The following is a 19,457-nucleotide window of genomic DNA, read 5'->3' as shown; positions in this document are numbered from 1 at the left end:
TAACACCGCCGCTTTTCGTTGCTCGTCCCCACCTCTCGGAAATTGGTAGGTTTGGGACAGATTCTCTCAAAGTCGAGGTCGTGAGGAGATTCAGGCATGGACACCGAGATTCGACCGGGAGACACAGGCCAGAGCACCCTTGTCGTCCATACCCCAGCCGGTGACGTCCGGGGATATGCCGATGGTTCGGTTTTCGCCTGGAAGGGTATCCCGTACGCGGCCGCCCCGACCGGGGAGCGAAGGTTCCGAGCGCCACTACCGGCCGAACCATGGGACGGCGTGCGGGATGGCCGCGCCTTCGGTCCCATCGCACCGCAGGGGCAAAGCCCGGCGGTGCCGATAGATCGGGCGTTTGTGGTCGACGAGGATTGTCTGTCTGTCAATGTGTGGGCGCCACGACCAGACGGCACGCCGCGGCCGGTCATGGTGTGGATTCACGGCGGTGCCTATTGTCTGGGTTCGGCAGCCCAAAGCATCTACGACGGTCGGCACCTGGCGGAGACCGGTGACGTTGTTCTCGTCTCGTTCAACTACCGCGTCGGCGCGATGGGGTTCCTTGACTTGTCTTCCTTCTCGACACCGGACGTGGTGTTCGAGTCGAATTGTGGCTTGCGCGACCAGATTGCAGCGCTCGAGTGGGTGCGCGACAACATTGCTGCGTTTGGCGGTGACCCGGGTGAGGTGACGGTATTCGGGGAGTCGTCGGGTGCCGGTTCCATCACGACGTTGATGACGTGCCCAACAGCCGAAGGCCTATTTCATCGCGCGATCGCTCAAAGCCCGCCGGCCACATCGGTATACGGACGTGATCGCGCGCGCTCGGTGGCACTCCGCTTCCTCGAACTTATTTCGATTGCCCCAGTCGATGCCGGCGATCTGATCGACGCCGATCTCGAACTGATCATCAAGGCCGGTGACGAACTGGTCAACGAAATCCCGACCCGCATTCCAGGCACCCTCGCCATGGCCCCAGTGGTGGATCGAGATCTGGTGCCGCACTACCCCGTTGCAGCTTTCCAGAAGGGGTATGCCCACAGAATCCCACTGATCATCGGATCGAACAAGGACGAGGCGTCGATCTTCAAATTCATGAAATCGCCGTTGATGCCGGTGAGTGCGCAGTCGGTGGAGGCGATGCTGCAGGCGCTGGCCGACGACCACCCGGACATTTCGCCGACGCGGCTGGCCGAGATCATGTCCGCCTATCCTGATCACGCCAAACCCAGCGGTGCCTTGGCGCTCTCGCGTGACGCGGCGTTTCGGATGCCGACACTATGGATTGCCGACGCGCATGCACGGCACTCGCCGACGTGGCTCTATCGATTCGACCACGCCACGCCCATGCTCAAGGCCGCGCGCATCGGAGCTGGGCACGCAACCGAATTGCCGTATGTTTTCGGCAATTTCGGAACCCTGGACGTCGATCCGACATTCTGGTTGGGTGGACGCAAGGCTGCAATGGAGGTGGCCGGTCGGATGCAACGACGGTGGCTGGCATTTGCCCGGCATGGAGTGCCGGCCGCGCTCGACGGGTCCAAACACTGGCCGCCGTATGACGAAGAGGCTCGATCCACGCTACTGATCGATTCGCCGGACTCGTTGGTCCACGACGCTGACGAGGTGCTGCGCATCGCCTGGGGGACCGAGGTGATGGGATTCAAATAGCGGTCAGGGGTGATCGAGTTCGCGCAGCACCGGAAGCGCAGCGCACACGATCGCGATGACAACGATCGGAATCGACAGTGCCACAAAGGTTGATGCAATACCGAGCTGATCGAGAAGTGGGCCGACAACGAGGTATCCGAGTGGACCGGCGGCGTAGGCCGTCGACGTCATCACACCGACAACCCGGCCTCGCATGTGCTCGGGGCTGCGAGTCTGCATGGCGTAGTTGGCTATCGGCCCCACCGGGCCGTACACAAGACCTTGCAGGCCTGCCAGGACCAGAATCACCCACAACGGCGGGAGCAGGGCCATCGCGAGCATGGCAACGCCGAGCACGCCGACTGCACAGATCATGATCAGTCGCCGAGACATCAGGGGAGCAAGCGGCGCGTACGCCAAGGCGCCCACGATTCCACCGATCGCCAACGCCATCAACACCGACCCGAGCTGTGCGGGTTGATCGAGCTCGGTGAAATACACGGGGAAAACAACACTCTCCACCGGCATGTACAGAGCCACGACGGCCATGTCGACCAGTGCCAGAGTTCGGAGAAGCTTGTTGTTCCACACGAACTTCAAGCCCTCGAGTGTGCCGTGCCAGATGGACGCCGGACGTAGGCCGGGGTCTGGTGTTCCGGCGTCGGCCAGACGGATGAAGGCAACGACGATGATCGAAAGCACGAACCCCGCCGCAGTCACCCAGAGGGTGCTGACCGCGCCGATCGTGGCGATCAGGACGCCGCCGACTCCGGGACCGATCAGATACGCGACGTTGTAGTTCGCCTCGTACAGGCTGTTGGTCCGATCGAGCCTCCACCCCGCGGCGCGCGTCGCCGCCGGCAGCATCGATTCTCGCGCTGCCATGCCGGCCGGATCGAATGTTGCACCGAGCGCAGCGAGAGCGGCAATCACCGGAATGCTCAGACCTGAGGTGACCGCGAAGATGGGAATGGCCGAAGCCGACACAGCAGACAACGCGTCGGACACCAGCGATGTGCGCCGACGACCGAATCGATCGACGAGAGTGCCGGAGAACAAACTTGCGATCAGTAGTGGCACGGCGGCGGCACCGGCAACAATTGCCGCGTCGGTGGCGCGCCCGGTGCGCTCGAGAACGAGCCAGGGGATGACCACCATGGAGATGCCGTTTCCGATTGCGGAGAACAGCGTCGCGAGGTTGATCAGAACCAACGGAAGGTAGTGGATCTGTTCGGACGTGCCCGCGCGTCCGAGTCGGGGCGTGACAGTCACGGACATTCCTTCCGGGCAGCGGGGCAGCAAAAGTGCTGTTTCCACCAACACTGCCCGACGCGCGTCATGTCCGCGACTGATTTTTGACGGCTCGCTCGGCCTCGGGGTCAGTTATCCCCGAGGCAACAAGCGAGTTACAGGAGGATCTGAAACTCCGGATTCTGCGCGACGAACTTTTCGACGTACGAGCAGGATGGGACGATCTTCTTGCCGTCCGACTGCGTTTGTGTGAGGGCTTGCCGCACGACGACGGCAGCGAGCCCACGGCCACGGAACTGCGGGTAGGTGACGGTGTGGTGGAAATCGCGCACACCATCCGATTCGGAATACTCCGCAAAACCTGCGAGTTCGTCGTCCGAATAAATATCGAAGCGGCTCTCGTCGACGTTGTGCACGATCTTGTCGGTCATTGTTGGTGGCTCCGTATCGGTGAGGGATGTCTCCTCGACGGTACCCGGGTCTGTGGACGGCGCGGGAGGCGCTTCGAGTCAGCGCTCTTCGATTGCTGCTCGCCCAATTGGACAGCCGTTCAAAGCTGATCGTGTAGGGCGTTGTGTCGTCAGAAATAGGCTGTGTACTAGGGATTCTTGGTGTGAAGATGCCTGGGAAAACGGCGATACACGTGATTTGCTACCGTAACGATCCCACCTGATGAGATAGTTGAAAAAGATTTTTTCGCAACCGGGCGTGTTGCTCTCATGGGGGCCGAAAAAACGGGCAAATCGCAGGTCAGGCCGACTGGCTCCAGATATGGACCAATGTCGTGAAGGCGATGGCCTTAGGTCTCGAATAGGCACTGACACGGCAACGTTTTCCAGAGCGCAACCCAAACGAAGCCTTGGGGGGTTAGCGTGTGCATCGTCGGGGATAAACGAAGCGTTACAGGGTCACCGGAAAAAAGGTCTCGGGTGTATCCAGGCAACGGGCAGTCGTCACATCGTCGTCGAACACTTCGAGGAAGGAACGCACATGATTTTCGGACAGCGTGAGTCGAACAGTTACCTGGCTGCAATATTTTCGTACGACTTCCTCGATGAGCACATCGGATACGAGACGATTGCACGCATTCACCGCGGCGAGATCGATGACTGGATCCGCGACCTTGCGGCATCCGGACTCTTTTCCGCGGCCGAGGTTCGAGCGGCAGAACTCGCGTGGCACAAGAACCCACGACTCCTTCTCGACGCGCTCCTCGAAGATGCGGACGAAGTGTCGGTCAAGCGGTGGGAAATCGCGTGGGCGCGACTCGATCGCCAGTCACATAGCGTTCACCCGGCGCCCGTCGCCGAGCACGGTTGAAGGGCAACTGACGACTGAGGTCGTCAGATGACGTCTGCCTCGCCGCCGTCGACAACCACAACCTGCTGATCGCTCAGCACCCTAAACGGAATCCGTTCTTTTGTAAGTATGGCGACTGTTCGTGCCGTGGCCGCAGGATCCTCGAGTACAGAACCACCGCCGTGCGGAACAATCGCGAAATCGACGAGTCCGAGCCCGGTCCACACCGGCTCGATTCCGCACGTGGCCAGTACATCGGAGGGATCATCGGTGACGTCCAACCCGGTCAAGGTCGGTGTGGCCACAGCAGCGCCGGCGCTGTATCCCGCGTAGGCAAGATCTCCATTACGGACAAGGCGTTCGAGGACGTCGTCCGCTCCCGTCCGCGCTAACTGCGCCCGCAGGACAAAGGTATTTCCGCCGCGGACCCAGACGCAGTCGAACGTCCGCAGTGCGCGCTCCAGTGCGTCGGGTGAGTGAGCGTAGTCGCGGATGTCGAGTTCCTCGGCGTCGTATCCCGCTCGGCGTAGTGGTGTCAGTTCGCTGGTAACCGCGGACGCTCGGGCGGCTGCCGGCCAAGCGTCTGCGGCCGCCGCGATGACGGCGATCCGAGCGCCAGGGCCGACCAGTTCCGCGAACCGTGTGTGGTGGTCGCCGAACCGGTACGACGCCAGGAACAACTTCATCGGACGGCGTGGTTCAGATCGTGAACGCAAGGTTGTCGAGGATGCGTTTGCCGAGCGCGTGATCGCCTACGATCGTGACCTCGTCAAGATGATCAGCCGCGCGGACCCGTCCGCAGGCAAGTCTCGTGAAGAGCGCCGAACTCATCCGCACGGTCACGGTGGGTGGCCCATCGAGCGTGGGAACCAGAGCGGCGCGACCGTCGACGGCGATGTGTAGTTCGCGGGTCAGCGGGCCGCCGAGATCGAAGGTGATGCGCGAGCCGTCCGGTGCCTTGCCCCGTTTGCCGACAACAAATCCGAGGGAACTCGAGATTTCCTTGAACGCCATTTCCGCGCGCGGACCGCCCTCGTCTCCGGGAGCCCTGATGGCGTCGCGGATGTCGAGCTCGTGTAGCCAGCAGTCGAACAATCGGATTCGCATGAAGCGGCCGTACGGCGCCGGGCCGACGGGAGTGGAAGACTCTGCATTCCAATCGGATTCGCTCAAAGTGCGAAGGGTAGCGGTGCGAGCAGACGTGATCTCGCGGTACTGCTCGAGTAGTTGCGGCGACGGGACCCGTCGAAGTCCCTCGACCCAGCGCTCGTTGAATGCGCCGATCTCGTTGTGAACGTGGGGGAGGGCGTGAACGTTGACGTCTGTGGTCGGCGGTTCGATTCCCGAGAGCAGCGATTCGGTTCCGATCAGGTGCGCGGTGATGTCGTGCACCGTCCACCCCGGCAGATTGGTGGGGGAGAACCAGGCGTCGCCGTCGAGGGCGGACAGAAGCGAGTCGATGACCTGCCATTGCTCGATCAACAAACCGGTGACGGATTCCTGGGGCCAGTCGCTCATAAGACTTTTCTCCGTAGATTTCGATGGTTCACTGACTTCTCACTGTAGGGCGAGAAAGTTCGGCCGCCGAGCCAACGGTGCCGTTCTGCCGAAATCGAATCGGACCGCGCCGCCTTGTGATAGACCGGGGTGGACGGACGAGAAGCTGATTGAGGAGTGCGCGTGTTTCCTGGAAATTTTGTTGCTTCCACACCGGACAAGCCGGCGATCATCCGTCCGTCGACCGGTGAGTCGATCACGTACCGGGAACTCGACGAGCGGTCGATCGCACTCGCCCGGCATCTGCGCGGGCTGGGGATGAAGCCTGGCGATCATGTTGCGCTCATATCGAACAACGACTTGCGTGCGTTCGAAGTGTATTGGGCCGCACTGCGGTCCGGCTTCTACATCACCGCAGTCAACTGTCACCTGACGGCGCAGGAGTCGGCGTACATCGTCGACGATTGCGAGGCGAAAGTACTGATCGCGTCCGCTGGAGCAGCACACGCTGTTCCGACAGATCCGGCGCTGACGCCGCGAGTTCTCCACAGATTGGCGTACGGGGGTGAGCTGGCGGGATTCGAGGACTACGACGCGGCTGTCTCGGCGCAATCGACGGAGCCTTTGGATTCGCAACCCCGCGGCACCGACATGCTGTATTCCTCGGGAACAACCGGTCGCCCCAAAGGGATCAAGGGAGACCTCCCGGAAGGCGAGGTCGACGTAACGATGGATCCGTTCACCGCGGTGTTTGCACCGATGTACGGATTCGATTCCAGCACAGTCTATTTGTGCCCGGCGCCGATCTATCATGCTGCGCCGCTGCGGTTCTGCGGAGTCATCAACTCGGTGGGCGGCACTGTGATCTTGATGGACAGCTTCGACGCCGAGACGGCGCTGTCTCTGATCGGCGAGTACGGCGTCACGCACAGCCAGTGGGTGCCGACGATGTTTGTGCGGATGCTCAAACTGCCCGAGGAGACACGACTCGGATACGACGTGTCGAGTATGAAGGTGGCCATTCATGCCGCGGCGCCGTGCCCGCCGGAGGTCAAGGCGTCGATGATCGACTGGTGGGGTCCGGTGATCAACGAGTACTACGCGTCGACGGAAGGCGCGGGCGCGACATTCATCAACAGTGAGCAGTCGCTGTCGCACCCAGGTTCGGTCGGTCGCGACGGAGTAATGGGAATTGTCCATATCTGCGACGATTCCGGCGCGGACCTTCCCGTCGGTGAGATCGGCACAGTCTTCTGGGAACGTGAGAAGCTGCCGTTCCGCTATCACAACGATCCGGAGAAAACTGCGTCCGCGCAGCACCCCGATCATCCGAACTGGACCACGAGCGGCGACATCGGGTACATCGACGACGAGAGGTTCCTCTATCTGACCGACCGGGCGGCATTCACCATTATTTCGGGTGGCGTCAATATCTATCCGCAGGAGTCGGAGAATGTTCTGACTCTCCATCCGAAGGTTTTCGACGTCGCGGTAATCGGAGTTCCCGACGAGGAGATGGGCGAACAAGTCAAGGCCGTCGTCCAGTTAGTAGACGGAATTGAACCTTCGGCAGATGTCGCCGAAGAATTGCTGAAGTACGTGCGCGACCGCGTTTCGCATTTCAAGGCGCCGCGTTCCATCGACTTCGCCGACGAATTGCCTCGAACTGCCACGGGAAAACTTGTCAAGCACAAACTGCGATCCCACTATGTGAATAGTTGACCAATCGTTACACGATTGTGCGGAGATAGTCGGCCAGTACCGACGCGTGGCTGTGGGCGAGGTCCTTGCTCGCCGTGAGCAGCACGATGGGGCGCGTGTCCGCTGTGGGTGTGACGCGCTCCAGGTACTCGCGGACGGGACGTGCGTCGAGTTCTGCGAGATATTTCGCGGAAAACGTGTCGAAGCGAGTCGCGTCGTGGCCGTACCACTTTCGTAGTTCGGTAGAGGGTGCCAATTCCTTGGCCCAGTCGTCGAACGGCAACTCGTCGCGTCGTATCCCGCGCGGCCAGAGTCGATCCACTAACAGTCGCACTGACTTTTCGGCGTCGGACATTTCGTAGACCCGTTCTACGAAATGTCCGACGCTTCACGATCGACACCTCATGCATCGATTGTGGTTCACATCGTGGAATAGGTCGACACCCCGATGTGATGGGGCTCACATTATAATGACTTGTATCTAGGTAAAGATACTGTTCGGACTCGATTCAGATGAAGAAAGTAGTTCTCCGTGTTCACTTTCCACGGAGAAGTCTGGCTAGTATCAGTCACCATTCACCCAAAAGCGGGTCATCTTCCGCTCATCCCATGTTGGCCGCCGCTCATCGCAGCAGGCGAACCACCAACCGCAGAAGGTAATGGAACAAATGGAAACATCGAAGAGCGCACAAGTGCGTCCGTCGGTCGGCGTCCCTCGGGAGTCGAGTGACGGTGAGCGTCGGGTCGCGTTGGTGCCGAAGATCGTGGCGGCTCTGATCGGGAAGGGCGTCGACGTTGTTGTCGAGTCCGGTGCCGGTCTGGGTGCGTTGATCCCGGACGAGCTGTACACCGCTGCCGGTGCGAAGATCGGCGATCCGTGGACCGCTGATGTTGTTGTCAAGGTCGCGCCGCCGTCGTCGGACGAGATCGGCAAGATCAGCTCCGGAGCCAAGTTGATCGGGTTCCTGAACCCGCGCAACGCGGACAACCGCATCGCCGAGCTCAAGGCTGCCGGGATCGAGGGATATGCGGTCGAGGCTATTCCGCGTATTTCCCGCGCCCAGGTGATGGACGCTCTGTCCTCGCAGGCAAATGTGTCCGGTTACAAGGCTGTGTTGCTGGCGGCGTCGGAGTCGACGCGATTCTTCCCGATGCTCACCACGGCCGCCGGTACGGTCAAGCCCGCGACGGTGCTTGTTCTCGGTGTCGGTGTTGCAGGTCTGCAGGCACTGGCCACGGCCAAGCGTCTCGGTGGCCGCGCCACCGGCTACGACGTGCGACCTGAGGTAGCCGATCAGGTGCGCTCGGTGGGCGCTCAGTGGCTCGATCTCGGTATCGACGCAGCCGGTGAGGGCGGATACGCCCGTGAGCTCACCGACGACGAGCGCGCGAAGCAGCAGCAGGCTCTCGAAGACGCCATCAAGGGATTCGACGTTGTGATCACCACGGCGTTGGTTCCGGGTCGTCCCGCTCCGCGTCTTGTGACCGCGGCCGCTGTGGAGGGTATGAAGCCCGGCAGTGTTGTCGTGGACCTTGCCGGTGAGACGGGTGGAAACTGCGAGTTGACCGAGCCGGGTCAGACCGTCGTCAAGCATGGCGTCACGATTTGCTCGCCGCTGAATTTGCCGGCGTCGATGCCCGAGCATGCCTCGGAGCTGTACTCGAAGAACATTTCCGCGCTGATCGAACTGATGTTGGTGGAAGGCGCACTCGCGCCCGATTTCTCCGACGAGGTACTGGCCGGTGCGTGCGTCACCCGTGAAGAGAAGGGCGCCTGATGTACACATCGTTGTTGTCGAATATCGCGATCCTGGTGTTGTCCGGGTTCGTCGGTTTCGCGGTGATCTCGAAGGTCCCGAACACTCTGCACACCCCGCTGATGTCGGGTACCAACGCCATCCACGGCATCGTCGTTCTCGGCGCGCTCGTGGTTTTGGGCAAGGTGCACGATCCGTCCATCGGGTTGCAGATCATCTTGTTTGTCGCACTTGTCTTCGGAACGGTCAACGTTGTCGGTGGCTTTGTGGTCACGGACCGCATGCTGGCGATGTTCAAGGCCAAGCCCGCCGCCAAGGCTGTTTCGAAGGATGGTGACCAGTAATGGAATACCTGGTCAATGGTTTGTACATTGTCGCGTTCTCGATGTTCATCTACGGTCTCATGGGTCTTACCGGCCCGAAGACCGCGGTGCGCGGCAACCAGATCGCCGCAGTCGGCATGCTCATCGCCGTCATCGCGACTCTGATCTCCATCCGTGACACGGAGATGGGGAACTGGATCCTCATCGCAGCCGGTCTGATCATCGGCGTTGTGCTCGGTGTTCCGCCGGCGCTGCGCACGAAGATGACGGCCATGCCGCAGCTGGTGGCACTGTTCAACGGTGTCGGCGGCGGTACCGTCGCGTTGATCGCGTACGCAGAATTCCTGGACTCCGATGGTTTCACGGCGTTCAAGCACGGTGAGTCCCCGACGGTGCACATCGTCATCGCATCGCTCTTTGCTGCCGTGATCGGTTCGATCTCCTTCTGGGGCAGCGTGATTGCGTTCCTGAAGTTGCAGGAAACTTTGCCGGGTCGTCCGATCGGCATCGGCAAGTTGCAGCAACCCCTCAACGCTCTGCTGCTCATCGCCGCTGTTGCGTTCTCAGTGATCATCGGTATCAAGGCGATCTCCCCGGAAGGCCCGACCAGTTCCCTCTGGATCGTCGGTGTCCTCGTGCTCTCGGGCATCCTCGGCTTGATGGTGGTGCTGCCTATCGGCGGCGCCGACATGCCCGTCGTGATCTCGCTGCTCAACGCCCTCACCGGTTTGTCGGCTGCTGCAGCAGGTTTGGCGCTCGACAACCAGGCCATGATCGTGGCCGGCATGATCGTCGGCGCGTCGGGCACCATCTTGACCAACCTCATGGCGAAGGCCATGAACCGTTCCATCCCGGCGATTGTTGCCGGCGGCTTCGGTGGCGGCGGCGGAGAAGCCGCATCCTCCGACGGTGTCGTGCGCACCGCGAAGGCGACCTCCGCGGCCGATGCTGCTATCCAGATGGCGTACGCCAATCAGGTGATCGTGGTTCCCGGTTACGGTTTGGCCGTGGCGCAGGCTCAGCACGCCGTCAAGGACATGGCGAAGTTGCTCGAGTCGAAGGGCGTCGAGGTCAAGTACGCCATTCACCCCGTTGCCGGTCGTATGCCCGGTCACATGAATGTTCTTCTCGCCGAGGCGGATGTCTCGTACGACGCGATGAAGGAAATGGACGACATCAACGACGAGTTCTCCCGCACCGACGTCACGTTGGTGATCGGCGCGAACGACGTCACCAACCCGTCGGCGCGTAATGATCCGAACTCGCCGATTCACGGTATGCCGATCCTGAACGTGGATCAGTCGAAGTCCGTCATCGTGCTCAAGCGTTCGATGAACTCCGGCTTCGCCGGTATCGACAACCCGCTGTTCTTCGCCGAGGGCACGTCGATGCTCTTCGGTGACGCGAAGAAGTCCGTCGCCGAGGTCACGGAAGAACTCAAGGCTCTGTAAGTTTTTCTGCTTCAGAAAAGGGCGCCTACTCACGAGGGTGAGTAGGCGCCCTTTCGGTTTACAGGTGGATGCTCCGATCGCGGGAGAATGCGATGGCTGCCGTATCCGGTCGTGCTGCTTCACGTTTCGCGGCGACCGGCGAGTGCTCCATCAGAATGGCTGCCACACAACCCCAGGCTGCTGCGATCAGGAGTCCGGCAACCACACCGAATATTCCGCTCATCTCGGTGGCGACCACACTGACCGCGACCGCGGCAACTCCTGAGATGCCCAGTCCGACAATGACGGGTCGCCACCGCGGCGCAGAGATCAGAACAGCCGAACCGTACAACGCTGCTGCGGCAACAACATGCCCGCTGGGAAGCAAGGCCGTCGGCGCATCCGTGAGCCATGAACCCAGCGCAGCACTGGTCAGATTTGCGCCCACCCCGAGCATGAGTATGGCGCCGATACCGTACGGCAATGTGCGGATCATCGATACCGCGGCGAGGGCGGCGGTGGCCGTCAATACCGCCGTGACGTCCACGATGCGGACGATCTGATCGGCAATGGATCTCAACGATTCCGGAACAGTGACCGTCGGTGAATCAGGTCGGAGAAAGTACAAAATACCGAGCGCTGCGGCACACAATGCGGCAAGGGCGAGGAAGCGGGTTGTAGCGGACGGGGAGTGGGGGGCGGAGGTCGAGACGGTCACATGTCCAGCATCCCTGCTTTGTCTGTGACAAGCGTGAGGATCAGCTGTGATCTCGGTGGGTGGTCGAAGAATCGCGACGAACGACACCGGCGGACAGTGCTGCGACCAGCACACAGAGAAGTGGGATGAGCATCGCTGTGGTGAGTGGCACAATCTGTGTCGCCCAGCCGATCGTCGCGGGGCCGGCAAGAAACCCGATGTAGCCCAAACCCACAACCCGAGACATGTTGGTACCAGCAGATCCTGAGCCCAGGTTGCCGGCGGTCGTGAAGATCTGGGGGATGCATCCGGACAGTCCGGCGCCGAAGAGTGCCCAGCCGAACAGCGTGAGCGGAAGCCACCCGGACAGAACGACTGTCAACATTCCCACCGAAGCGATCATGGCGCCGTAGCGAACAACCGCGACGGGGCCGAGTGCGGCACTGATTCGATCTGCCGTGAATCGGCCGACTGTCATCATCGCCGAGAAAGCTCCGAAGGACAGGGCTGCAACGGCATTCGAGACGCCGAGATCTTCCTTGACTTGTAGTGCACTCCAATCGTTTGCCACACCTTCGGCGAGCATGAGGACAAACGCCAGTGCGCCCAGTGCAAGCACCTTGGCAGAGAAGTGGCCGTGCGGTTGTTCCGTTGCGACGTCGTCGGCGTGGTGCAGGGCACGGGGCAGCAGTGGCCGGGAGCAGATTGTGACGGCACCAAAGCCGACCAGTGATGCGGCGGTCAGCGTAACGGAGGGTGCAAGGCCGAGTGCCAGAGTGCCCGCTCCGATGACCGAACCCACCACTCCGCCAACAGAGAACATGCCGTGGAACGCGGACATGATCGGCCGCCGGTACAACTGTTCGGCCTCGACAGCTTGGGAATTCATCGAGACATCCAAGGCACCGTTGGCAAAACCGAAAGCCACCAGTGCAGCGCCCAATTGCCACGCGTTGGTGGCAAATCCCGGACCGAGCACGGCGGCGGACAGGCCGGTTCCCGCCAGGATTACCATCCTTCGGCTCCCGTAGCGGTCGGCGAGCGGGCCACTGAGCTGCATGCCGGCAATGGCGCCCACGGCAAGCAGGAGAAGCAGAGACCCCAGCGTGGAGTGGCTGATGCCGACGCGGTGCTCGATCGACGGGATGTGCACCACCCACATCGCGAGCAGGAAGCCGTTGATACCGAAGATGCCGAAAATGCCGGCGCGTGCGCGAATCAGAGTGGGAGAGGGGGCGATGCTCACCGTGACAGTCTGCCAGGGCTGAGAGTGCGTCACAGATGGGCGAGTAGGACCGCGGGGTCGGCGAGCATCGACGCCACGAGCGTGAGGAACTGCGACGCCTGTTGTCCGTCGAGGGCGCGATGGTCGAATGTCAGCGAGAGCGTCGCAACATGTCGAATGACAATCTGCCCGCCGCGAACCCACGGTCGCTCGTTCACGCTCCCCAGAGCGAGGATGGCAGCCTCGCCCGGATTGAGGAGTGCAACACCACCGTCGACGCCGAAGACCCCGACATTGGTGATCGTGACCGTGCCGCCGGTGAGATGTTCGACGTCGGTTCGGCCGGCGCGGGCCGTCGACGTCAGTTCGGTGATGAGGCGTGCGATTTCTCGTAGTGTCAGGCTGCCTGCGTCTTTGATGTTGGGAACGAGGAGTCCGCGGTCCGACGCCACGGCAATCCCCAGATTGATCCGTGGATGCACAACACTGCGTTCGGCCGCCTCATCCCACGTCGCATTGATACTCGGGTGCGACGCGATGGCAGTCACCAGAGATTTCGCGGCAAGAGTCAACGGCGTGACCGAGCAGTTCTCGAAGTCTGCGGATGTGCGCAGTGTGTCTAATAGTTCCATCGACGCGGTGACGTCGATCGTGACGAATACCGTTGCCTGGGGTGCGCGGGCGCTGCCGGTCATCGCCCGTGCCATCTCTCTGTGCTGCGCGGGTGCGGGCGGGACTCGCTTGCGTCGGCGGCTTGCATGAGCCGTCGCCGGACCGTAGCCGACCAGGACAGGCGGAGTCGACACATTCGCACCAGCCGGGTCCGTACTCTCGATGCGAATGATCGCCGCCCCCACTGGCACGGACTCGCCGGGTTCGGCAAGAAGTTCGGTGACAACTCCGGCGTACGGCGACGGAATTTGGACTTGTGCCTTGGCGGTTTCGACGTCGGCAATCACCTGATCGATGCGCACGTGTTCGCCGACATCAACGTGCCACGACACCAATTCGGCGCTTGTGAGACCCTCACCGAGATCGGGAAGTCGGAACTCCGCGGTAGTCATGCGGCCAGCACTTCATCGAGTGCGTCGAGGATTCGATCCGCGTCCGGTAGGTGGAACTGTTCGAGTTTGGCTGGGGGATAGGGGATGTCGAAACCCGTCACGCGTCGCACAGGAGCCCTGAGGTCGTAGAAGCACTCGTATGCGGCATGCGCGGCGATTTCGGCGCCCATCCCGAGAAACATCGGTGCTTCGTGGACGATGACAAGCCGCCCGGTCCGTCGTACCGACTTGTCGAGCGTGTCGAAGTCGATCGGGGAGAGTGATCGAAGGTCGATCACTTCGAGGTGATGGCCTTCGTCCTCGGCGATGTCCGCTGCTTCCAAGGCTGTAGCCACCATAGATCCGTAGGCAACAACAGTGGCATCGCTGCCGGGGCGGATTACCCGCGCACTGTGCAGTGGCAGTGGCGGTTCCGCTCTCAGATCCACCTCAGCCGAGTCCCAGTAGCGCCGCTTCGGTTCGAGGAATACCACCGGATCGTCGGACTCGACGGCTTGCCGGATCATGTGGAACCCGTCGGCCGGATTGCTCGGGTACACCACCCTCAGCCCCGCAGTGTGGGCGAAGTAGGCCTCCGGTGATTCCGAATGATGTTCTACGGCACCGATTCCGCCGCCGCTGGGAATGCGAATCGTGATGGGTGCGCGCACGCGTCCCTGGGTGCGGTAGTGGATCTTCGCGACTTGCGAGACGATCTGGTCGAAGGCCGGGTAGACAAATCCGTCGAACTGTATTTCGCACACCGGCCGGTAGCCGCGCAGCGCCAGGCCGAAAGCAGTTCCCACGATGCCGGATTCGGCGAGTGGCATGTCGATGACTCGGTTCTCGCCAAAATCCTTCTGCAGTGCATCGGTGACCCGGAAAACGCCGCCGAGCCGGCCGACATCCTCGCCGAGGATCACGACGTGGGGGTCACTCTCGAGTGCGCGTCGTAGCCCGGTGTTGAGGGCGGTCACCAGATTGACGAGCGTCATGACACGACCTCCTGATTGTCGAAACTTGCCAGATACTCCTGGTGCTGCGCACGTTCGTGATCGATCAACGGATGGGGTCCGGTGTAGACGTGATCGAACAGTGCCGAGGGCGGTGGATCAGGAAAGCCGATTGTGTTGCGTCGTAGAACGGAATCGACTTCGTCGGCAGCCGAGGCAATCTCGGTGGCTACCTTGTCATCGAGAAGTCCGCGCGAGGTGAGAAACAACCGCATCCGCTCGATCGGATCGCGGGCCCGCCACTGCGCCATGTCCGTGTCGGAGCGGTACCTCGATGGATCGTCGGAGGTGGTGTGTGGACCCATGCGGCAGGTGATCGCTTCGATGAACGTCGGCCCGCTTCCCTCACGGGCGTGGGCCAGCGCCTTCCGAGTGACTGCCAGGACAGCGAGTACGTCATTTCCGTCAACGCGATACGACGGGATGCCGTAGCCGTCGGCGCGGTGCGAGATCGGTGTGCGGGACTGCAGTGAGACCGGTTCGCTGATGGCCCACTGATTGTTCTGACAGAAGAAGACAACACCGGCGCGGAAGCTGGCGGCAAATCCCAGTGCTTCGGCGATATCGCCCTGGCTGGTGGCGCCGTCACCAAAATAGGCGATGGTGGCGATTTCTGCGCCGTCGAGGTGAGCACCCAGTGCGTAGCCTGTTGCGTGAAGTCCCTGGGATCCGACAACGATTGCCGGGTTGGTCACATTGAATTCTTCTGGGTCCCAGGCAGAATGGGCACACCCGCGCCACAAGACCGTCAGCGCGTGGGGCGGAACTCCGCGGCAGTAGGCGACGGCGTGCTCACGATAGGAGGTGAATGCAAAATCGTCAGGCTCCAGAGCGCGTGCTGATCCGACCTGCGCGGCTTCCTGGCCCAAGAGCGGTGCCCATAAACCGATTTCGCCTTGGCGTTGAAGTGTTACCGCGGTGGTGTCGATTCGGCGACTGATCACGAGGTCGCGGTACAACGACAGGTAATCGTCTCGATCCAGGTTTGCGATCAGACGGTCGTATTCCGGTCGGCACACCCGCGCGCCGTCCGGTTGAATGAGTTGGACTGGATAATCGAGGTTGTCGATCATCGTGAGTTCACCTCGGTTTCTGCTCCTGCCCGACGCGCCTTGTGGGCGATTCGAGCAATCCCGATGCGATATTCAGTTTTTCAGTGCTGTACTTCCAGCATCCCCCTCGACGCAGAATCCGCAAGTACTTGCGGGTTTCGAAGAGGGACAGACCGTCACAGTTTCCGAACCGGTGGGTAACAAAGGTGTCGGAACCACCCGCCGCAACGATTTCTCCGGCTAGCATCGGTGCGGTGAACGCAGTCGGACTGAACGAAGATGCTGTTTCAGGGTGGATCGCCGAGCTGGGCGTCGGCGCCACCACGCCACTGACTTTCGAGAGGATCGGCAACGGTCAATCCAATCTCACGTATGCCGTCACCGATGCCGGCGGTGCACGGTGGGTGCTGCGCAGACCTCCGCTCGGCACCTTGTTGGCCTCGGCGCATGACATAGTGCGTGAGCACCGAATCCTGTCGTCGCTGCAAGGTACGGCCGTCCCGGTGCCCAAGATCATCGGAATCACCGAGGATCCGGCTGTGACGGATGCGCCGCTGGTTCTCATGAGTTACGTCGACGGGGTTGTCATCGACGGTGTACCGGTTGCGCAGAAATTGACGGTAGAGCAGCGGCGGAATGTCGGGTTGGCGTTGCCCAAGGCTCTCGCCACTATCCACGGCGTAGATCTCGAAGAGACTGGATTGGAAGATCTGGCCAGTCGTAAGCCGTTTGCGGAGCGGCAGCTCAAGAGATGGTCAGCGCAGTGGGAAAAGTCGAAAACCCGAGATATCCCCGACGTGGAGCGGCTCGCGGACATTCTGCACCGAAACATTCCCGAGCAGACCGAAGTCACCCTGGTTCACGGCGATTTCCACCTCAACAACATCATCACCGATCCGGCTCGAGGCCAGGTGCTGGCAGTGGTGGACTGGGAACTGTGCACGCTGGGTGATCCACTGGCGGATCTTGGTGCGCTACTGGCGTATTGGCCCGAAGCGGGCGACAAAGTTGCCGGGCCGTTCATGGCGTCGACGCTCGAAGGTTTCCCCACTCGCGACGAACTGGTCGACGCCTATGTTGCCGCCACCGGTCGCGACGTGTCGGCCGTGGGCTACTGGCACGTGCTGGCGCTGTGGAAGCTGTCGATCATCGCCGAGGGAGTACTGCGCCGCATTCTCGACGACCCACGCAACCGCGCCGAGCACGGCGGTCCGACCTCGACTCTGATCGACGGAGTTGTTGCGCGCGCAGTCGAGACCGCCGAAAAGCTGGGATTGCACTAAGCGGGGCTGACCTCATTGGCAACAAGCGAACCGGCCGCCTCTTTGATCGCGGCCGGTATCGCGACCGGTGTGCGAGTGACTGCGTCGACGTAGACGTGGACGAACCGTCCCGTTGCAGCGGCGACCCATCTCCCCGCGGCGTCTTCGTGGAAGATCGCGAGCGCGTACACGATGCTCTTGGTGCCCAACTTTTCGATCGAGATGCCGACCTGCAACTGCTCCGGGAACGTGAGTTCACTCAAGTACCGGCACGATGTCTCCGCAACAACCCCGATGGCCGGCAGCGTGCGGATGTCGACGCCGGTGGCGGACATGAGCCACGCATTCACAGCTGTGTCGAAGTACGAGTAGTAGGTCACGTTGTTGACGTGGCCGTAGTGGTCGTTGTCGTCCCAGCGGGTCGGTACCGGCCAGCGGACGGGAAACTGCTCGATCGAGATGACGGTATCTGCTGCGCTCACGATCTCGACCTTAGCGAGGTCAGTGGACCACTCGTCAGCACGGCCCGGACGATCAACCCGACGAGGAGTGCCCAGAATGCCGATCCGATTCCCAGAACGCTGACGCCGGACGCGGCGATGAGGAACGTGACCACCGCACCTTCACGTTCGGTGGCGTCGCTGAGCGCAGCGGTCAACGACGCTGCCAAGGTTGCCATGAGTGCAAGCCCGGCAACGGTTTCCACCACTCCGGCTGGGGCCGCAGCAACAAGAGCTGCGACTGCGGCAGAACCTGCGGCCAGCACCAGGTAGGCCCAACCGGCTGTGCTCGCCGCGATCCACCGCCGCTTCGGATCAGGGTGCGCTGTCGGCGCTGCCGCGAGGGCGGCGCTGATCGCGGCGAGGTTGATGGCGTGCCCGCCGGCGGGGGCGCCGAGAACGGTGCCCAGGCCGGTCACGACCATGGACGGTCGCCACGGAACGGTGTATCCGAACGACTTCATCACCGCCACACCGGGGATGTTCTGCGACGCCATCGTGACGATGTACAGCGGAATTGCAATCCCGACCAGTGCCTGCCACGACCACGACGGCATGGTGAGATCGACGCGGGGAATCATCGCACCGACGTCGAGCGTGTTGTTGTCGGTGGTCGTCAGACTGATGCAGATCACGACGGCTGCGGTCAGAAATGCCAGTGGAACCGCCCACCGTTTGGAGAACCGTTGTGCCGCAAGCCAGACCACGATGACCGGCACTACCGCCAGCGGTGCGTCCCGGACCGCGAATATCGGAGCCAGGCACAGGGGGAGGAGAACCCCGGCGAGCATTGCCTGTGCCAGCGGTGTCGGGATCGCCGCGATGATCTTGCCCAGTGTCGGCCACAGTCCCGTGAGAACAATGGCAATTCCGACAACGACAAATGCGCCGACCGCAGCCGGCCATCCGCCGTGCACCGCGCCGGCGCCGGCCAGCAGCGCCGCACCAGGCGTCGACCAGGCCAGGGTGATCGGGATCTTGTACCGGCGGGAAAGCCACAGCATGCCCAGTGCCTGAGTCACACACAGAACCAACAGACCTGATGCAGCCTCGGTGGCGTTGGCGCCCACGGCGCTGAGGCCGGTGAGGAGTACTGCGAACGAACTGGTGAATCCCACGAGCGCTGTCACGATCCCCGCGCTGATGGGCTGTGCGTTGCTTACCGTCGCTTCCGGTTCGGTCGTAGATGGGGAGTCCGACATGGTCAGTGATTCTGCCCGACGCCGGAGCAACGGTTCTCAGCGATCCGGCCGGATGGGCGCTGTGACCGCTTTGCCGTAGATGAGGTGAGTCTGCGCGTGCCACACTTCCGGATGGGCGGCCAGGTGATCGATCAGCACCCTCTGCAGATGGGCACTGTCGCGCACGGCGACGTGGAGAAAGAAGTCTTCCGGTCCCGAGACATTGAACAGCGCAAGCGTTTCCGGAAGCGCCAGCGCATCGGCAGTGAACCGGTCGACAAGATCGCGGCGGTGGGGACGCAATTGCACGGCGATGATCGCCTGCATCGACCGGCCAACGGCGGCCGGGTCGACAACGGCATGGATTCCGCTGATCGTTCCGTTTGCCCGCAAGCGCCGCACACGTTCGTGGCACGAGGACGTCGCCAGTCCCACTCGGTCGGCCAGAACCTTGTTGGTGATCGACGCATCTTTCTGCAATTCGGCCAAAATCTTCCAGTCCACCGAATCCAGAGGCTCATTCTTCGTCATTCTCCGGATTGTATCCGGATCTGTTTTGAACTATCCGGATCCAGTTGCACA

At 61.8% G+C, this 19,457-nt stretch carries 19 protein-coding genes and 1 pseudogene; 7 read left to right on the top strand and 13 right to left on the bottom strand.

All coding sequences use genetic code 11. The features are described from left to right. Window positions 1-96: 96 nt before the first annotated feature. Window positions 97-1,665, top strand: a complete 1,569-nt coding sequence (locus tag EEB13_RS27315) for a carboxylesterase/lipase family protein (RefSeq protein WP_141486630.1) — start codon at window positions 97-99, stop codon at window positions 1,663-1,665. Window positions 1,666-1,668: 3 nt separating this feature from the next. Here the strand turns inward: EEB13_RS27315 and EEB13_RS27310 are convergent, their stop codons facing one another. Together EEB13_RS27310 and EEB13_RS27305 are read right to left on the bottom strand one after the other, a co-directional pair. Beyond that, window positions 1,669-2,916, bottom strand: a complete 1,248-nt coding sequence (locus tag EEB13_RS27310; RefSeq protein ID WP_261984651.1) for an MFS transporter — start codon at window positions 2,914-2,916, stop codon at window positions 1,669-1,671. Window positions 2,917-3,050: 134 nt separating this feature from the next. Continuing rightward, entirely contained in the window at window positions 3,051-3,326 is a 276-nt protein-coding gene (locus EEB13_RS27305) for a GNAT family N-acetyltransferase (RefSeq protein ID WP_045071408.1), read from the bottom strand. 559 nt (window positions 3,327-3,885) lie between these two features. Here EEB13_RS27305 and EEB13_RS27300 point away from each other — a divergent pair. Beyond that, a complete protein-coding gene (locus tag EEB13_RS27300) occupies window positions 3,886-4,215 on the top strand; it encodes a hypothetical protein (RefSeq protein ID WP_033236037.1) in 330 nt (109 codons plus the stop codon). A 23-nt stretch (window positions 4,216-4,238) separates the two neighbouring features. Here the strand turns inward: EEB13_RS27300 and EEB13_RS27295 are convergent, their stop codons facing one another. Both EEB13_RS27295 and EEB13_RS27290 read right to left on the bottom strand, forming a co-directional pair. Further along, on the bottom strand, window positions 4,239-4,880 hold the full coding sequence (locus EEB13_RS27295) for a Type 1 glutamine amidotransferase-like domain-containing protein (protein WP_141486629.1): 642 nt from the start codon (window positions 4,878-4,880) through the stop codon (window positions 4,239-4,241). Window positions 4,881-4,893: 13 nt separating this feature from the next. Next, complete coding sequence (locus EEB13_RS27290) at window positions 4,894-5,712, bottom strand: maleylpyruvate isomerase family mycothiol-dependent enzyme (protein WP_141486628.1); 819 nt, start codon at window positions 5,710-5,712, stop codon at window positions 4,894-4,896. A 162-nt stretch (window positions 5,713-5,874) separates the two neighbouring features. Here EEB13_RS27290 and EEB13_RS27285 point away from each other — a divergent pair, with 162 nt between their 5' ends. Further along, complete coding sequence (locus EEB13_RS27285) at window positions 5,875-7,413, top strand: AMP-binding protein (RefSeq protein WP_141486627.1); 1,539 nt, start codon at window positions 5,875-5,877, stop codon at window positions 7,411-7,413. A 7-nt stretch (window positions 7,414-7,420) separates the two neighbouring features. Here EEB13_RS27285 and EEB13_RS27280 read toward each other — a convergent pair. Beyond that, a pseudogene (locus EEB13_RS27280) lies at window positions 7,421-7,765 on the bottom strand (DUF488 domain-containing protein); the annotation flags it as partial. 295 nt (window positions 7,766-8,060) lie between these two features. On the opposite strand from EEB13_RS27280, the gene EEB13_RS27275 reads away from it, so the two are divergent. The 3 genes from EEB13_RS27275 to EEB13_RS27265 are packed head-to-tail and all read left to right on the top strand — an operon-like array spanning window position 8,061 to window position 10,923. Beyond that, complete coding sequence (locus tag EEB13_RS27275; RefSeq protein WP_045071404.1) at window positions 8,061-9,170, top strand: Re/Si-specific NAD(P)(+) transhydrogenase subunit alpha; 1,110 nt, start codon at window positions 8,061-8,063, stop codon at window positions 9,168-9,170. Next, window positions 9,170-9,493 (top strand): NAD(P) transhydrogenase subunit alpha, encoded by a 324-nt coding sequence (locus tag EEB13_RS27270; RefSeq protein WP_138872692.1) that lies wholly within the window; start codon window positions 9,170-9,172, stop codon window positions 9,491-9,493. The genes EEB13_RS27275 and EEB13_RS27270 overlap by 1 nt, the downstream gene beginning before the upstream one ends. Next, window positions 9,493-10,923 carry an NAD(P)(+) transhydrogenase (Re/Si-specific) subunit beta gene (locus EEB13_RS27265; RefSeq protein WP_141486625.1) on the top strand — a complete coding sequence of 477 codons (1,431 nt, stop codon included), beginning with the start codon at window positions 9,493-9,495 and terminating at the stop codon, window positions 10,921-10,923. The genes EEB13_RS27270 and EEB13_RS27265 overlap by 1 nt, the downstream gene beginning before the upstream one ends. Before the next feature lie 58 nt (window positions 10,924-10,981). Here the strand turns inward: EEB13_RS27265 and EEB13_RS27260 are convergent, their stop codons facing one another. From EEB13_RS27260 to pdhA, 5 genes are all read right to left on the bottom strand, one after another. Then, window positions 10,982-11,620 (bottom strand): hypothetical protein, encoded by a 639-nt coding sequence (locus EEB13_RS27260; protein WP_092807509.1) that lies wholly within the window; start codon window positions 11,618-11,620, stop codon window positions 10,982-10,984. Between the two features lie 40 nt (window positions 11,621-11,660). Further along, window positions 11,661-12,761, bottom strand: coding sequence for an MFS transporter (locus EEB13_RS27255; RefSeq protein ID WP_245006186.1), 1,101 nt, complete (start codon window positions 12,759-12,761; stop codon window positions 11,661-11,663). A 113-nt stretch (window positions 12,762-12,874) separates the two neighbouring features. Continuing rightward, the gene (locus EEB13_RS27250; RefSeq protein ID WP_141486624.1) at window positions 12,875-13,888 is read right to left on the bottom strand and encodes a dihydrolipoamide acetyltransferase family protein; all 1,014 of its coding nucleotides are present in this window, start codon (window positions 13,886-13,888) and stop codon (window positions 12,875-12,877) included. Then, on the bottom strand, window positions 13,885-14,862 hold the full coding sequence (locus EEB13_RS27245; RefSeq protein WP_141486623.1) for an alpha-ketoacid dehydrogenase subunit beta: 978 nt from the start codon (window positions 14,860-14,862) through the stop codon (window positions 13,885-13,887). Before EEB13_RS27245 ends, EEB13_RS27250 begins: the two co-directional genes overlap by 4 nt. Continuing rightward, on the bottom strand, window positions 14,859-15,953 hold the full coding sequence (gene pdhA / locus EEB13_RS27240) for a pyruvate dehydrogenase (acetyl-transferring) E1 component subunit alpha (RefSeq protein WP_141486622.1): 1,095 nt from the start codon (window positions 15,951-15,953) through the stop codon (window positions 14,859-14,861). Before pdhA ends, EEB13_RS27245 begins: the two co-directional genes overlap by 4 nt. 233 nt (window positions 15,954-16,186) lie before the next feature. On the opposite strand from pdhA, the gene EEB13_RS27235 reads away from it, so the two are divergent. Then, window positions 16,187-17,215, top strand: coding sequence for a phosphotransferase family protein (locus EEB13_RS27235; RefSeq protein WP_045071389.1), 1,029 nt, complete (start codon window positions 16,187-16,189; stop codon window positions 17,213-17,215). Here EEB13_RS27235 and EEB13_RS27230 read toward each other — a convergent pair. The 3 genes from EEB13_RS27230 to EEB13_RS27220 are packed head-to-tail and all read right to left on the bottom strand — an operon-like array spanning window position 17,212 to window position 19,406. Then, window positions 17,212-17,676 carry an acyl-CoA thioesterase gene (locus EEB13_RS27230; protein WP_033236050.1) on the bottom strand — a complete coding sequence of 155 codons (465 nt, stop codon included), beginning with the start codon at window positions 17,674-17,676 and terminating at the stop codon, window positions 17,212-17,214. The genes EEB13_RS27235 and EEB13_RS27230 overlap by 4 nt on opposite strands. Further along, window positions 17,673-18,896, bottom strand: coding sequence for a benzoate/H(+) symporter BenE family transporter (locus EEB13_RS27225; protein WP_141486621.1), 1,224 nt, complete (start codon window positions 18,894-18,896; stop codon window positions 17,673-17,675). Before EEB13_RS27225 ends, EEB13_RS27230 begins: the two co-directional genes overlap by 4 nt. A gap of 36 nt (window positions 18,897-18,932) precedes the next feature. After that, window positions 18,933-19,406, bottom strand: a complete 474-nt coding sequence (locus EEB13_RS27220; protein WP_045071385.1) for an Lrp/AsnC family transcriptional regulator — start codon at window positions 19,404-19,406, stop codon at window positions 18,933-18,935. Between the last annotated feature and the right edge of the window lie 51 nt (window positions 19,407-19,457).

It is taken from the genome of Rhodococcus sp. WS3, assembly GCF_003797085.1.
Taxonomy (GTDB): Bacteria; Actinomycetota; Actinomycetes; order Mycobacteriales; family Mycobacteriaceae; genus Rhodococcus_F; species Rhodococcus_F globerula.
The sequence above is the reverse complement of the archived record's forward strand: the minus strand, read 5'-3'. Positions and strand labels throughout refer to the sequence as shown.

Coding starts and splice junctions, on each gene's coding strand:
- EEB13_RS27220 (WP_045071385.1), bottom strand. CDS start 19,406: ATGACGAAGAATGAGCCTCTGGATTCGGTGGACTGGAAGATTTTGGCC.
- EEB13_RS27250 (WP_141486624.1), bottom strand. CDS start 13,888: ATGACTACCGCGGAGTTCCGACTTCCCGATCTCGGTGAGGGTCTCACA.
- EEB13_RS27275 (WP_045071404.1), top strand. CDS start 8,061: ATGGAAACATCGAAGAGCGCACAAGTGCGTCCGTCGGTCGGCGTCCCT.
- EEB13_RS27270 (WP_138872692.1), top strand. CDS start 9,170: ATGTACACATCGTTGTTGTCGAATATCGCGATCCTGGTGTTGTCCGGG.
- EEB13_RS27265 (WP_141486625.1), top strand. CDS start 9,493: ATGGAATACCTGGTCAATGGTTTGTACATTGTCGCGTTCTCGATGTTC.
- EEB13_RS27315 (WP_141486630.1), top strand. CDS start 97: ATGGACACCGAGATTCGACCGGGAGACACAGGCCAGAGCACCCTTGTC.
- EEB13_RS27300 (WP_033236037.1), top strand. CDS start 3,886: ATGATTTTCGGACAGCGTGAGTCGAACAGTTACCTGGCTGCAATATTT.
- EEB13_RS27255 (WP_245006186.1), bottom strand. CDS start 12,761: ATGTGGGTGGTGCACATCCCGTCGATCGAGCACCGCGTCGGCATCAGC.
- pdhA (WP_141486622.1), bottom strand. CDS start 15,953: ATGATCGACAACCTCGATTATCCAGTCCAACTCATTCAACCGGACGGC.
- EEB13_RS27225 (WP_141486621.1), bottom strand. CDS start 18,896: ATGTCGGACTCCCCATCTACGACCGAACCGGAAGCGACGGTAAGCAAC.
- EEB13_RS27245 (WP_141486623.1), bottom strand. CDS start 14,862: ATGACGCTCGTCAATCTGGTGACCGCCCTCAACACCGGGCTACGACGC.
- EEB13_RS27305 (WP_045071408.1), bottom strand. CDS start 3,326: ATGACCGACAAGATCGTGCACAACGTCGACGAGAGCCGCTTCGATATT.
- EEB13_RS27290 (WP_141486628.1), bottom strand. CDS start 5,712: ATGAGCGACTGGCCCCAGGAATCCGTCACCGGTTTGTTGATCGAGCAA.
- EEB13_RS27295 (WP_141486629.1), bottom strand. CDS start 4,880: ATGAAGTTGTTCCTGGCGTCGTACCGGTTCGGCGACCACCACACACGG.